Origin of the sequence: Veillonella infantium (assembly GCF_002959895.1) — a bacterium.
Classification (GTDB): domain Bacteria; phylum Bacillota; class Negativicutes; order Veillonellales; family Veillonellaceae; genus Veillonella; species Veillonella infantium.
Window position 1 is genome coordinate 17,722 of the sequence record NZ_PPDD01000007.1, and the last position, 14,843, is coordinate 32,564.

At 40.0% G+C, this 14,843-nt stretch carries 12 protein-coding genes; all 12 read right to left on the reverse strand.

Annotation, left to right across the window (positions count from 1 at the left end):
- The gene (locus VCHSUH03_RS03580) at positions 1-972 is read right to left on the reverse strand and encodes a polyprenyl synthetase family protein (protein WP_105094086.1); all 972 of its coding nucleotides are present in this window, start codon (positions 970-972) and stop codon (positions 1-3) included.
- Positions 969-1,667, reverse strand: coding sequence for a ribosome biogenesis GTP-binding protein YihA/YsxC (gene yihA / locus VCHSUH03_RS03585; protein WP_105085920.1), 699 nt, complete (start codon positions 1,665-1,667; stop codon positions 969-971). Before yihA ends, VCHSUH03_RS03580 begins: the two co-directional genes overlap by 4 nt.
- Positions 1,667-3,976, reverse strand: coding sequence for an endopeptidase La (lon, locus tag VCHSUH03_RS03590; RefSeq protein WP_105085921.1), 2,310 nt, complete (start codon positions 3,974-3,976; stop codon positions 1,667-1,669). The genes yihA and lon overlap by 1 nt, the downstream gene beginning before the upstream one ends.
- Positions 3,977-4,041: 65 nt before the next feature.
- Complete coding sequence (gene clpX / locus VCHSUH03_RS03595) at positions 4,042-5,295, reverse strand: ATP-dependent protease ATP-binding subunit ClpX (protein ID WP_105085922.1); 1,254 nt, start codon at positions 5,293-5,295, stop codon at positions 4,042-4,044.
- 12 nt (positions 5,296-5,307) lie between these two features.
- Positions 5,308-5,901 (reverse strand): ATP-dependent Clp endopeptidase proteolytic subunit ClpP, encoded by a 594-nt coding sequence (gene clpP / locus VCHSUH03_RS03600; protein WP_005385987.1) that lies wholly within the window; start codon positions 5,899-5,901, stop codon positions 5,308-5,310.
- Positions 5,902-5,937: 36 nt separating this feature from the next.
- Complete coding sequence (gene tig, locus VCHSUH03_RS03605) at positions 5,938-7,242, reverse strand: trigger factor (protein WP_105094087.1); 1,305 nt, start codon at positions 7,240-7,242, stop codon at positions 5,938-5,940.
- 163 nt (positions 7,243-7,405) lie between these two features.
- Positions 7,406-7,861, reverse strand: a complete 456-nt coding sequence (locus VCHSUH03_RS03610; RefSeq protein ID WP_024065467.1) for a CBS domain-containing protein — start codon at positions 7,859-7,861, stop codon at positions 7,406-7,408.
- Between the two features lie 105 nt (positions 7,862-7,966).
- Positions 7,967-8,446 carry a 23S rRNA (pseudouridine(1915)-N(3))-methyltransferase RlmH gene (gene rlmH / locus VCHSUH03_RS03615; protein ID WP_105094088.1) on the reverse strand — a complete coding sequence of 160 codons (480 nt, stop codon included), beginning with the start codon at positions 8,444-8,446 and terminating at the stop codon, positions 7,967-7,969.
- Positions 8,447-8,449: 3 nt separating this feature from the next.
- Complete coding sequence (locus tag VCHSUH03_RS03620) at positions 8,450-9,256, reverse strand: MBL fold metallo-hydrolase (RefSeq protein WP_105094089.1); 807 nt, start codon at positions 9,254-9,256, stop codon at positions 8,450-8,452.
- Positions 9,257-9,362: 106 nt separating this feature from the next.
- Positions 9,363-10,553 carry a RuBisCO large subunit C-terminal-like domain-containing protein gene (locus VCHSUH03_RS03625; RefSeq protein WP_105094090.1) on the reverse strand — a complete coding sequence of 397 codons (1,191 nt, stop codon included), beginning with the start codon at positions 10,551-10,553 and terminating at the stop codon, positions 9,363-9,365.
- A 207-nt stretch (positions 10,554-10,760) separates the two neighbouring features.
- On the reverse strand, positions 10,761-12,146 hold the full coding sequence (locus tag VCHSUH03_RS03630) for a nucleobase:cation symporter-2 family protein (protein ID WP_105094091.1): 1,386 nt from the start codon (positions 12,144-12,146) through the stop codon (positions 10,761-10,763).
- A gap of 145 nt (positions 12,147-12,291) precedes the next feature.
- Entirely contained in the window at positions 12,292-14,841 is a 2,550-nt protein-coding gene (gene xdh / locus VCHSUH03_RS03635; RefSeq protein WP_105094092.1) for a selenium-dependent xanthine dehydrogenase, read from the reverse strand.
- Between the last annotated feature and the right edge of the window lie 2 nt (positions 14,842-14,843).

The window sequence follows — 14,843 nt, forward strand, 5'->3', positions numbered from 1 at the left end:
TTATACCTTTCTATCAGCTAAATTTTCTACTGCCATCACAAGGAATTCCTTGCCTGGGAAATCACGTACAGCATCGAGCGCTGCCAAAGCATCCTTGCAATATTGATCAGCTACAGCTAATGTATTATCAATACCGCCTTGAGCGATAACATAGTCGATAATAGCCTGCTCATCGCCGCCATTATTCAAGGCTTTAATATCCTCAAGCAATTTATCTTTATTATCATCATTAACGATACTTAACAACGGATATGTCAATAAACCTTCGCGAAGATCATTCCCCACGGGTTTACCAGTCGTCGCTGTTGTTTCACGATAATCCATAATATCATCAGTAATTTGGAATGCCATGCCCAGAGCATGACCATATTTTTTCAACTCAACGATTTCAGATTCGCTCCAGCCCCCTAATAGGCCACCAAGTTCCATACAGCCTTCCATAAAGTCAGCTGTTTTCTTTTGGGTCTTAGTCATATAGCGCTCAATCCCTTGATCGATGCGATACACATCTTCCATCTGCATAAACTCGCCTTCCACAAGGCAAGTAATGATATGAGAAAAAATCTGCAAATATTTCATATTAGGCATTTCAGATACAATTTGGAATGCTTTAGCAAACAAGTAATCACCACTAAGAATAGCTACCTTATTTCCTTTATGCATATGTATCGTTTCTTCGCCTCGACGAATCTCTGCTTGATCTAACACATCATCGTGAATCAAAGTCGCTAAATGAAGCATCTCTACGGCTTCAGCAATTCTAATACGCTGACGTTCTACAGATGTACCTGCATTAGCAATCAATAAACATAATTGCGCGCGCAAGCGCTTGCCACCTGCAGCAGATAATGGTCGAATCAGTGCATTAAAGTCTTCTGCACCTGTATTAAAAGATGATGCAAGAGACTCTTCCACACCCTCTAAATCTAGAGCAATGCGTTCCATAATCTCTAATTCATTGGTTTGACTCATGCTTCATCTCCTACTAGAACTTTATTGATGCGTTGTTGTAAAAGTTCACGTCCCGTGTGTTTTAAGGAGCTATATAAAATAGGCGGTGTATTCGTTGGATACATTTCCTTAATTTTAGCCAAGTTCGCAGACTTCTCTTTAGCCGTTAGTTTGTCAGCTTTAGTAACTACAATTTGTAATGGTACACCAGCTTCAACGAGCCAATCATAGGCCACCTTATCGATAGGCATCTCTGGATGACGGCCATCGATAAGTAAGCACAACAACATCAATCGTTCAGAATGTAAAATATAATCGGCAATAAAGGAAGACCACAAGTTGCGGTTTCCCTTATTTGTCTTTGCAAAACCATAACCAGGAAGGTCTACGAGAAACCAGTTATATCTGCGTTCCTCTGTTTCAGAAATATCCTCTTTTGATTCAATATCAAAGTAGTTAATTGTCTTAGTCTTACCTGGTTGGCCACTAACGAGAGCCAACCCACGATAATTACACAACGAGTTAATCAACGAAGATTTGCCCACATTAGAGCGCCCGATGAAGGCTATTTCCACAGTATCCCCTTCAGGATATTGATCAGCCTTAACACAGGAAGTATTATATTTTGCTGCTATAATACGAGGCCCCTTCGGTTCTTTTCGTGTATATTGTGGTTTTGGGCCCATTTGTTTAGTGGATTTTTTCTTTTTTTGCATTACACAAGTGCCTTTGCTAATACTTCATCCATTGTCTTAACTGGCGTAATAATGAGACCGTCTTTTACAATATCAGGTAATTCTGCAATATCCTTTTCATTACCTTTAGGAATCAATACTTCTTTAATACCATTAGACAAGGCTGCTAATAACTTTTCTTTTAAACCGCCGATTGGTAGTACACGGCCACGCAATGTAATTTCACCAGTCATGGCAATATCAGAACGAACCTTGCGATTTGTTAAAATAGATACCATAGCCAATGTCATCGTAATACCTGCGGAAGGGCCATCCTTAGGTGTTGCACCTTCTGGCAAGTGAACGTGTATATCGAGTTTCTTATAGAAATCATCTTCAATTTTTAAGGCTTTTGCATTGTGGCGAATATAGCTCATTGCAGCTTGACCAGACTCTTGCATAACCTTACCTAAGCTACCCGTTAATGCAAGTTTACCTGTACCGTTCATAGTTGTTGCTTCGCATGGCAATACAACGCCACCTACAGAAGTCCAAGCTAGACCATTTACATAGCCAATTTGCGGTTTCTTTTCGCGCTCTTGGTCAACAAAAATTGGTGCACCCAAGAATTCGGGAAGATTTTTTGTCGTTACTTTCGGTGCATCCCCACCTTCTTCAACGACTTTATAAGCAATCTTACGACAAATCTTAGCAATCGTTTTTTCTAAGGTACGAACACCCGCTTCACGAGTATATTCGGAAACTACCTTTTTCAACACTGCATCAGATAATTTAACCTTGTAATCTTCAAGGCCATTTTTCTTGATTTGTTTAGGTACTAAATAGCGCTTAGCAATTTCTAATTTTTCTTGTTCCATATAGCTAGATAATTCGATAATTTCCATACGATCTAACAATGGACCTGGAATATTGGATGCAACATTAGCCGTTGTAATCCAGAATACTTCGGAGAAATCAAATGGTACTTCAATGAAGTGATCACTAAATGTGCTATTTTGTTCAGGGTCCAATACCTCTAACAATGCAGAGGATGGATCGCCTTTATAATCAGATGCAAGTTTATCAATTTCATCCAATAAGAATACAGGGTTCTTAGTGCCTACATTCTTGAGGCCTTGAATCATACGACCAGGCAATGCACCAATATACGTACGGCGATGGCCACGAATTTCAGCTTCATCACGTACACCACCTAAAGATGCACGGATGAACTTACGGTTCATTGCTTTAGCTATAGACGTAGCCAAGGATGTTTTACCAACACCTGGTGGTCCAACTAAGCAAAGAATGGAGCCACTATTCTTACCAGTTAACTTACGAACAGCTAAGAATTCAAGGATGCGTTTCTTAACCTTTTCAAGGCCATAATGATCAGCCTCAAGCATATCATGAGCCTCTTTAATATCTAAGCGATCCTCAGTCAATTCGTTCCAAGGTAACGCTAACACCCAATCTAGGTAATTGCGCAAAATAGTTGCTTCTGGCATCAATTGAGGCATGCGACTATAACGAGAGATTTCTTTATCGATACGTTCATGTACATCTTCGCTAAGGTTGAGTGCTTTCAATTTAACACGTAACTCTTCTGCTTCTTCCTCTGGATCTCCTTTGTCACCCAACTCATCGTGGATAACTCGGATTTTTTCACGCAAGAAATATTCTTTTTGCGCTTTTTCCATAGATTGACGAACTTGATTATTAATAGAATTTTCCAAATCAGAAATTTGTAATTCCATATTCAAGATGCCTACGATCATATTTAAACGACGAGCTACGGATAACTCTTCAAGTAACTCTTGGCGTTTAGTATTATTAATAGGCAACAAGAACGCAACTTGGTCAGCTAATTCACAAGGGTCACGTAATTCCATAACCCGTGTTACGCCTTCATCGGTAACAGATTTGGCCTCTTCAGCCCATTCGCCAAACTTAGATTGCACTAAACGACGATAGGCTTCTAACTCAACATCGTCTTCAAATTCGGAGGCTACACGCTCGTAGTCCCCTACATAGTACGGATCCATACTTGTTATATTCATTACGCGAATACGTGTAATGCCCTCTACAAGAACACGTACAATACCACCTGGCAAGCGTAACATTTGCTTAATTTTTACTAATGTACCCATTTGGGCTAAGTCATGAACAGTTGGCGAATCAACAGCATCATCCTTTTGGCTGACAACTGCTAAAATGCGATCCTCGTTCATTGCGGCTTCTACCGCTTTAATGGATTTGTCTCGACCGATATCGAGGTGAATCACGATATTCGGGTATACAACCATGCCTCTAAGGGGTACGGTTGGAATCCCAATTTCGAGTAAATTCATACTTCCTCCAGGTATTTATATTATGAAAAGAAACTCATTCCTACACAGAAATGAGTTTCTTCGAATTACGATTTCAACTGGATGTCTTGGTCTGCCTCATTTTTGAGTATAGGTTCACCTGTGCTCAACACGGATTCACGATTAACTATGCACTTAGTTACTTCCGGCATGGAAGGAACTTCAAACATAACGCGTTTCATCACCTTTTCAATGATAGCACGCAAACCACGAGCACCTGTTTTTCGCTGTAATGCTTCATCAGCGATTTCTTCTAATGCATCTTCAGTGAAAGTTAATTCTACACCATCAAGGGATAGAATTTTTTCATATTGTTTTGTTAATGCATTTTTAGGCTTTGTCAAAATTTGGATCAATGCATCTCTATCCAATTGATCTAATGTTACCATTACTGGCAAACGACCAATGAACTCAGGGATTAAGCCAAACTTCAATAAATCTTCAGGTACAACATCCTTCAAGATAGCCGATATATTACGTTCTTCTTTACGTTGTACATCTGCACCAAAACCAAGGGTTTTCTTAGCGGTACGCTTAGTAATAACCTTGTCCATACCATCAAATGCACCACCACAAATAAAGAGAATATTTGTAGTGTCAATTTGAAGCATTTCTTGATTTGGATGCTTTCTACCACCTTGAGGCGGAACAGAAGCTACGGTACCTTCTAAGATTTTAAGTAATGCTTGTTGTACGCCTTCACCAGACACATCACGTGTAATGGAAGGGTTCTCAGACTTACGTGCAATCTTATCAATTTCATCGATATAAATAATGCCACGTTCAGCCCGAGCTATATCATAATCTGCAGCTTGGATAATTTTGAGCAAGATATTTTCCACATCTTCCCCTACATAACCAGCTTCAGTTAAGCTTGTAGCATCTGCAATAGCAAATGGTACTTCTAGCATTTTCGCTAAGGTTTGAGCCAATAGTGTTTTACCACTACCAGTAGGACCAATGAATAAAACATTAGCCTTTTGTAATTCTACATCATCAACTACATTATCTGTTTGTAAACGTTTGTAGTGATTATATACAGCCACAGCTAAAGAGATTTTAGCATCATCTTGACCAATAACATATTCGTCAAGATGAGCTTTAATTTCTCTCGGCGTTGGCAATTCTTTTAAGTTGAAGTCGTCCGTCTCTACGTCACCTAACTCATCAGCAATAATACGTTCACATACTTCAACGCATTCATCACAAATATATACGTTAGGACCCGCTACTAATTTGCGGACTTCTTCGCTTGTGCGTCCACAAAAACTGCAGCGCATAGTGTCTTTATCTTTTGCCAATGGGCGCCTCCATTACTTGCTTTCTACAGGTTCTCTTGTGAGCACCTCATCAATTAAGCCGTATTCAACGGCATCCTGAGCACTCATGAAGTTATCGCGATCTGTATCGCGAGCTACTACTTCAATATCTTGTCCACTGCGAGAAGCTAAGATACCATTTAATTCTTCACGCATACGAAGAATCTCACGGGCATGGATTTCAATTTCAGATGCTTGCCCTTGAACACCACCTAATGGTTGGTGAATCATAACGCGTGCATGAGGCAACGCATAACGTTTGCCCTTGGCACCTGCTGTTAAAAGCACTGCCCCCATGCTTGCTGCAGAGCCTACACAAATGGTAGACACATCTGGTTTAATATATTGCATAGTATCATAAATAGCCATGCCGGCAGTTACAACACCACCGGGGCTATTAATGTACAAATGGATATCCTTATCAGGATCCTCTGCTTCTAGGAATAACATTTGCGCAATAACCGCATTTGCTACATTATCATCAATAGGTCCACCTAGGAAGATAATGCGGTCCTTTAACAAGCGAGAGTAAATATCATAGGAACGCTCACCGCGTTCACTTTGTTCAACTACGATTGGTACATACATATATTCACCTTTTCATGTACCTAGTTGAGCAAACTATTATTTAGCCGCTTCAGCGCCTTTTGCATTATCAATAATGAATCGAGCTGCTTTTTTGCGAGCTACAGAGCCTGCCAACATAGCTACACGACCTTCTTTTGCAATAATATCCCAAACTTCTTTAGGATCTGCCCCAAAGTTTTGAGCCATAATGAAGATTTCACGGTTCATATCATCTGGAGTTACTTCGATACCTTCAGCAGTTGCGATAGCGTCTAATACTAAATCAGCGCGTACGTTTTCAGCTGCGGAATCTTTGTATTCAGAACGTAAATCTTCGATAGTTTTGTTGGAGAATTTCAAGTAGTCATCAAGTTTCAAGCCACGGCCTTCCATGTTCATAGCCAATTCTTGAATCATTTGTTCTACACGATCTTCAATCATTACTTCTGGGATGTCTACAGTTGCATTTTTAACAGCTGTTTGAATCAAGTCAGCATTGTAAGTATCGATTGCGCGACGGGAAGCTTCTTCTTCCATTTTAGCGCGAAGATCTTTTTTCAATTCTTCAATAGTTTCGTAAGAGCTTGCTTCTTTTGCGAACTCGTCGTTCAATTCAGGCAACTCTTTACGTTTGATATCATGAATATGAGTTTTGAATTCTGCTTCTTTACCAGCAAGTTCTGCTACGAAGTAGTCTTCAGGGAATGTTACTTTTACAGTTACATCATCGCCAGCTTTAGCGCCGATCAATTGATCTTCGAAGCCAGGAATGAAGCTACCAGAACCGATTTGCAATGGGTAGGATTTACCTTCACCACCATCGAATGGTTTGCCATCAACGGAACCAGCGAAGTCGATTACTGCGAAGTCGTCTTTTTGAATTGTAGCGCCTTCTTCAGCAACAACCATTTTTGCTTGTTGTTCACGGATGTTGTTCAATTGTTCTTCGATTTGTTCATCAGTTACTGTAGCATCTTGTTTTTCAGCTTCTAAGCCTTTGTAGTCGCCAAGTTTAACTTCAGGGCGTTTAGTTACAGTAGCTTTGAAAATCAAGTCTTTACCTTCTTCGAATTGTTCGCGTTCGATTTCTGGTTCAGATACAGGAACGATATCGTTTTCACGAAGTGCAGCACTGTAGTTTTGGCTAGCCAATACTTCGAATGCTTCTTCCATGATAGCGTCTTTGCCGAAGTTCATTTCCAAAATACGGCGAGGCGCATGACCTTTACGGAAGCCAGGAATGTTTACTTGACTTGCAATGCGTTTTACAGCTTGCTTAATGCCTTTATCTACTTCTGCTGCAGGTACTTCAATAGTTAACGTTACTACGTGTTGATCAACAGGATTTACAGTTGCTTTCATTTAAAATATGTCCTCCTCAAAGGGCAATACGCCCAAATTTCTGTAGTATATTATGCACTCCTAATAATAACATAAATGCAAAGTCAATGCAATTCTTCTCAATTTACACTAAAAGACCACCCCGAAATGGGTGGTCTTTCTATGTTCTACATAATTATGCGAATTAGTTATCTTTAGCAATCAATTTGATAATGTCACGACGAGACAAGATACCAATCAAATGGTAGTCCTTATCTACAACAGGAACATTTTTCAAATGTTGATCAAGCATAACAGATACAATTTCCTCTACATCTTTATCCGGTGTAGTTGTAATGACTTCGTCAGTCATCAACTCATGAACGTGAGATGCTAACAATTTTTTGAATTGCGCATTATATTCGCCAATGCCATTGTAATAAATACTAGCGCCCAACACATTTACATAGTGAGGTACATGAGGGCGAACTTTTTTATAAAGCAAATCACCTTCAGAAATAATACCTAATAATTTATTGTTGTCATCCACTACGGAAACAGCTGTTAAATTATATTTTACCAATAAGTCAGCCACATCAGAAATCGGCGCATCCTTGCCAACAGTAACAGGGTATTTATTCATTACTTCTTGAATTTTCATAGTGAATTCCTCCTTACAAATACATCTTGCTTTATTATACTATTCGACATAGCATAATAAAACTCCTTTTTTATAAGAATATTATATAAATAATTTATAAGTCTATTACCAATGATATGGTTCGTTACGATTAATCTTAGAGGCTCTATAAATTTGTTCTACTAGTAATAAGCGTACCATTTGATGGGTAAAGGTCATTGGACTAAAGGATAATTTATAATTCACTGACCTACGTAGTTCATCACTTACGCCAAAAGCACCGCCAACGATAAACGCCATATCACTAATGCCATCCACCTCTAATTTTGCTACGGTCTTTGCCAAGTCTTCCGAGGACATCGTTTTACCGTACACATCGAGTAACACTGTATAAGCATTCTTAGGAACATTTTTTAATAATCGTTCCCCCTCTTCTATAACGACTTGTTTTCGATCTGCATCACTCGGCTTATCTCCAATTTTACTTTCATTTAGTTCAGTAATGGTAATGCCGCCATATGGTCGCATACGCTTTACAAATTCTGCTACCCCATCACGTAAATAAGCATCCTTTAGTTTGCCAATACAAATTACATAAAATCTCATACTCTACCTCTTTATTGATTGCATAGACACAATTTCATTAGGCTGACCATGTTGTAATTTCATTTCCGGCCCAATACGTACGCCACCATCTACGAGCATTTTCCCAATTGTTTGAGTAACAAGGACGGCATTATTATTATTTTCAGAGCGATGAGCTAAAATAACTTGCATAAAGTCAGGCCGCTTCATCATAAGCAAGGTTTGAGCGGCCATTTCATTACTTAAATGGCCTTCATCACTGGCCACCCGTTGTTTTAAAAATGGTTGATACGGTCCAAAACGCAACATATGAGGATCGTAATTAGCCTCTAGCACTAACAACGTACTATCATCGATTCTATGTAATATATCATCAGAAATGATACCCGTATCGGTCACGACTGTAGCCTTGTCTTTTCCAGAAAATACATTTATTCCGATTGGATCTGCTGCATCATGACTCACTGCAAAAGGTTCTACAATGAGATTCCCCAAGGTCAAACTCCCTTTGGTCAGTTCAATTAATTGATTCTTTGGTACGACGAGCTTGTCTTGTATTTCACGCCACGTCCCCTGTTTCGTGTACACAGGAATATCAAATCGTTTCAACAGTTGTTGCAGTCCTGCAATATGATCACTATGCTCATGACTGATAAATATGCCCTCTACCTGTGCCATATCGATATGCAATTCTTTTAATCCATTTACGATGCGCCGACAGCTAATGCCTACATCGTGCAATATGACGGAGTTCCCTTTTTTTATTACTGTACAATTGCCCTTGCTACCACTAGCAAGGACATGGACCTCCAACGGTGAGGATTCACTCATCAAAACACTCCATATACTTAATCATAATTCTTTACATATTTTTGTGAAAGTCAGTGACTTAGTTATTCGATATAACTATCGTATTAAGTTATATAACCCTAAACTATCATGACTTACTTTCAGATAAGTCAGCCAAACGCTCTACAAAGTAAGCCATATTTGACTCTATGTCCGGACCTCTACGGAACATATCGCCCCCAACGAGGAACATTGTATCATTACCGTATAACTTAACTAGTTCATTAAGACGAGCATCTGTTACACCACCACCTGGTGCTGGACACGCAGCCTTCATCAAGGCCATCGGTTGTTTAATATAGTTGGATATCCGCTTACACTGTTCCTCAGTGAAAGTAAAACGACCGCCATAGGATACAAAAATCGGCATATCTGCACCAAAGATACGAGGCAACAAGCCTAATTGTAGATAATCAGCTATACCAGATGTGCCAGGACTTACAAATCCACCTGAATAAGCGGGATGATGAATAATGGGCAATCCTAATTTTTCATCACTAGCCAGTTTATGTAGCCAACCAAACCCAACTAGTCCTGAGGCCACCATAAGGGCCGTTGCGCCAGCTTCCTTAGCAAAATAAGCACGTTCTATTACGTCTGTACCATCGCCAGACACATTAGCTGCATATAAGGTATGTGTGCCGTGTTTATCATTCATTTCGCGCACTATAGCAGCACATCGCTTTACCCGATCTTTAAATTGAGAGAATGACTGATTAGAAATACCATGGTCATCCTTAATGACATCTGCCCCACCACGTGTATAAGCACCACACATACGAGCTAGCTCTTCATTAGGTGTCCCCATAGGTTTTACAACGGCTTGAATCATAGGACGCGTTGGTGTTTCCACTAGTTGGCGAATCCCATGCAAACCAAAACGTGGTCCTTTAAACACATCGTAAAGAGTTGGGCATAATTCAACATCCACCACCCAAATATGAGGTTGTAAGGACGAGTTTCCAAAGACAACATTTAAAAATTGCGTTGCTTCTAAGGCAGTAGTATCTACAAGATATGAAATACGAGCCACATAATAGCGAGATATATCAATTACAGCATTTGGCATGACACCAACATTAACATATGCAGAATCTTGTTCCATCGGTTCAAGAGATTCTAATCGACCAGTAATAGTTCCTTTAATATATGGATCTGTAACAAACTCATAAGGAAACTCTATGGTTTGTTCTACTTGAACAGCCCACGCAATAGCTTTTGCCTCTTCATATGAACTTGCTTCTATTCGATACGTAACTATAAATCGCTCGTCTTTCATAATGCGTCTCCTTTGCAATAATATTATTTAATTATATACCAAAGTAGTGCTTCATTCCATACAAAAAAGGCCTCACTCTAAAACTAGAGCGAGGCCTTTTTGAAAGAGTGATAACATGTATATAGATTTTTTACCTATACGAACAAGGTTTCTACCGTGAGAGACAATACATGTAATCATATGAGAATTAATTGACTTAACTATATCTTATTGATAGAAATGTTTAGGATAACCTTTGAATCGTGTGAAGTGACGATACTTACGTGCTGCACGGTTAGGTTCGTTAACAGTTTTGTAACCAAAGCCATTGAATACTACATTCAATAAAACGGCTACAATACTACCAGCTGTGATACCAGATTTCAAAAGAATTTGTGCCCAAGCTGGGAAGTGTGCATAGATTTGAGGTGCTGCCAACGGAATCATGGATACCCCAATACTAATTGCTACAAGCATTAAGTTATAGTTGCCATCGAAGCTAACTTTACCAAGGGAACGAATACCACTGGCAATAATCATACCAAACATAGCAATCCCTGCACCACCTAATACTGCATTAGGGATACTAGCTACAACAGCTGCTAATTTAGGGAAAAGACCTAATAAAATCAAAATTACACCGGATGCTGCTACAACGAAGCGGCTTTTTACGCGTGTTACAGCGATAAGGCCTACGTTTTGAGCGAATGCTGTGTAAGGGAAACTATTAAGCACACCACCGATAAGAGTGGATAAGCCATCGGCACGAAGCACTGCAGCTAACTCTTTTTGACCGATAGGTTTATCTACGATTTCACCAACAGCAATACTATCACCAGTTGTTTCTACCATAACTACAAGCATTACAATGATCATAGAGATGATAGAAGCAAAATCAAAGGTTGGAAGGCCAAAGTAGAACGGTGTTACAACGGAAACCCATTGAGAACGACCTACTTCAGAGAAGTCTGTAATACCACAAATCATAGCAAGAGCAGTACCGAGGATAAGACCTACCAAGATAGCCAGATTACCTAGGAACCCTTTACCAAATCGATATGTTAAAATAACGAGAATAAATGTAGCTACACCAAGAGCTATGTATAGTGGATCGCCGAAGTTTTTGTTACCTACGCCCCCACCCATCCAGTTAACTGCTACTGGCATCAAGTTGATACCGATAATAGTAATGATGGTACCTGTTACTACAGGTGGGAATAAACGGATTAAGCGACTAAAGAATGGTGCTACCAAGAATGTAAATATACCAGCCACGATAATAGCACCATAAATCGTATTAATATCATGCTGTTGGCCAATCAGAATCATCGGCCCTACAGAAGCAAATGTTACACCTTGAATAAGAGGAATACGACCACCAACAGGACCAAAACCTAATGTTTGTATCAATGTGGCTACACCACATGTGAACAAATCGGCTGTGATCAAACGAATTAAATCCTCAATTGGCAAATGCATGGCTTGCGCAATAATGATTGGTACCGCTACGGCACCAGCATACATGGCCAACACGTGCTGTAAACCATAAGCAAATAATTGCGGGATTGGCAGCATACCATCTACATGGTTGACACCAGATACACCTTTACTCATAAGAATCACCTCATATCTTACGTTTTAGTTACTAGTAAATAATATAGTCATACTATCGTACTTGATAGAGTTTAAAAATCTCATAGACTTCACGTGGGAACCTTGATGGCCAGGGGCTAATGCCCCTAACCACTAAGCAAATATTCTATTTTTTATAACCTGTATGTTGAATCGGCAAGGACCTACGTGGTTCTCCGTCGATACGACGATACGCATTTGCAATGGCTGGTGCAATTGGGATACTGGAGATTTCACCAATACCTTTAGCGCCGTATGCATATTGTTCAGGTGTCCCTTTTTCAATAAGACTTACTTGAATTGGTGGACATTGTGTAGCTCTAAGAAGACCTAGAGTACCATATTTAGCTGTTACATAACCATCTTTATAAGGGAAGTCTTCTGTAACCGCATAGCCCATACCCATGATGGCACCACCTTCAGCTTGACCAGAGCAAGATTGAGGATTAACTACACGACCTACATCGTATGCTACATGTAGTTCAGCAATTTTATTATCTTCCCCAATTCTAGCTACACATGCACCATAACCATAAGCAACATGATTTTTTGGATGTGGTTTATCAGCGTTGAATGGATCTGTTTCACCAAGGAATTCTTCATAAATCTCTACACCATTCAATTCTTCTAAGGTCTTAGTTTCTAACATTTCTTTCAAGCGAAGACTTGCTTTACGCGTTGCTTCACCAGTGAACACTGTTTGACGAGATGCAGTAGTTGTACCAGAGTCTGGAGTGCGTACTGTATCAGGGCGCTCTACAAATACTTTATCAGCTGTTAAACCAGTTGTTTCACATAGTACTTGAGTAGCCATAGTAGCCATACCTTGACCGATACAAGCTGCGCCAGTACGGATACGAACTTTACCATCCCGTACTTCTAAGATAACGCGACCAGTATCAGGTAAGCCTACACCGATACCACTGTTTTTCAAACATACTGCAAGGCCTGTGCGGTCAGATGCATAGTATGCATCTTTTACGGCTTCTAAACATTCTGCTAATGCAGTTTCTTCAGAGCAAATTTGACCATTTGGTAAAGAATCACCAGGACGAACAACGTTTTTATAACGGAATTCCCATGGATCCATACCTACCAATGCAGCTAATTCATCAATATTTTGTTCTTGACCAAAGATAGTTTGTGTTACACCGAACCCACGGAATGCACCACCAGGAACAGTATTTGTGTAAACACAAACGCCATCAAAGGCAAAGTTATCAAATTTGTAAGGACCACAAGAGTGTGTACCAGCACGTTGAAGTACTGGACCACCTAAGGATGCATAGGCACCACAGTTAGATACGATGTTTACCTTACTTGCCACCAAGTTGCCTTCTGCATCACAAGCAGTAGTAATATCCATTTCCATCGCATGGCGCTTAGGGTGAATATTAAGGCTTTCTTGACGGGAGAAGAGAACCTTAGTTGGTTTACCTGTAAGCCAAGCTACAAGAGATGCATGATGTTGTACACTCATGTCCTCTTTACCACCAAAGCCGCCACCTACGAGCATACTATGAACTTTTACAGATTCCTCAGGAATGCCAAGCATACGAGATACTTCATGGCGATCATCATAAACATTTTGGCTACCGGAATGTAAATGAATTACATCGCCTTCACGATATGCCACAGCACATTCAGGCTCCATGAACGCATGGTCTGTTTGAGGTGTGGAATAGTGATTTGTTACTACAAATGCAGCCTCTGCAATAGCCTTATCTACATCGCCGCGAGATAATGTTTGACGAGACAATACATTTCCGTTTGGATGTAGCTGAGGTGCATCTGGTTTCAATGCTTCTAATGGGTCTACTACAGGCTCTAACTCAGTATAATCAACTTCAACGAGAGCAAGAACTTCATCTAAGTATTTTTTCTCAGTTGTCGCTACTAGTGCAATAGCATCACCGACATAACGAGTGATATCGCCTTCTGCAATGAGCACATCCCAGTCTGGTACCAAGTGACCAGTCTTATTGAATGGAACATCTTTAGCAGTTAAAGCCGTTACACATTTAGGATGTGCAAGTGCTTTAGAAACATCAACGCGATCAACTCTAGCGCGAGGATATTTAGAGCGCAATGCTTTAGCATAAATCATGCCATCCATATGTATATCATCAGCGTATTGTCCAGTACCTAGTGCTTTTTCCTCTGCATCTACACGGTGTAAACGAGCACCTACATTACCAGTTGTATCCTTTTCAGGAACTGGTAAGTTCTCACGGAACATTTTTGCTGCCAGCATAATGCCTTCTTCAATTTTTACATAGCCTGTACAACGACAAATGTTGCCTAAAATAGCTTTTTTTACATCATCAGGTGTAGGGTCATTATTTTCATCAATCAAAACTTTTGCACTAATAATCATACCTGGGATACAGAAACCACACTGCACCGCTCCGCATTCACCAAAAGCATAGGTGTATACCGCTTTTTCCCGTTCAGACAGTCCCTCAATTGTTACAACCGATTTACCATCTAATTGGGATAATTTAGTTACACAAGCCTTTGCTTTTTTTCCGTCTATAATTACTGTACACGTACCACAAGCACCAGCACTACAGCCTTCTTTAGTGCCCGTCAATTTCAAATCAGCTCTCAAGAAATCAATTAAACGTTGATCCTCTTGAACCTCATGTTGGGTGCCATTCACTTGAAAGCGGTACATAT

Coding starts and splice junctions, on each gene's coding strand:
- VCHSUH03_RS03580 (WP_105094086.1), bottom strand. CDS start 972: ATGAGTCAAACCAATGAATTAGAGATTATGGAACGCATTGCTCTAGAT.
- yihA (WP_105085920.1), bottom strand. CDS start 1,667: ATGCAAAAAAAGAAAAAATCCACTAAACAAATGGGCCCAAAACCACAA.
- lon (WP_105085921.1), bottom strand. CDS start 3,976: ATGAATTTACTCGAAATTGGGATTCCAACCGTACCCCTTAGAGGCATG.
- clpP (WP_005385987.1), bottom strand. CDS start 5,901: ATGTATGTACCAATCGTAGTTGAACAAAGTGAACGCGGTGAGCGTTCC.
- tig (WP_105094087.1), bottom strand. CDS start 7,242: ATGAAAGCAACTGTAAATCCTGTTGATCAACACGTAGTAACGTTAACT.
- VCHSUH03_RS03610 (WP_024065467.1), bottom strand. CDS start 7,861: ATGAAAATTCAAGAAGTAATGAATAAATACCCTGTTACTGTTGGCAAG.
- rlmH (WP_105094088.1), bottom strand. CDS start 8,446: ATGAGATTTTATGTAATTTGTATTGGCAAACTAAAGGATGCTTATTTA.
- VCHSUH03_RS03620 (WP_105094089.1), bottom strand. CDS start 9,256: ATGAGTGAATCCTCACCGTTGGAGGTCCATGTCCTTGCTAGTGGTAGC.
- VCHSUH03_RS03625 (WP_105094090.1), bottom strand. CDS start 10,553: ATGAAAGACGAGCGATTTATAGTTACGTATCGAATAGAAGCAAGTTCA.
- VCHSUH03_RS03630 (WP_105094091.1), bottom strand. CDS start 12,146: ATGAGTAAAGGTGTATCTGGTGTCAACCATGTAGATGGTATGCTGCCA.
- xdh (WP_105094092.1), bottom strand. CDS start 14,841: ATGTACCGCTTTCAAGTGAATGGCACCCAACATGAGGTTCAAGAGGAT.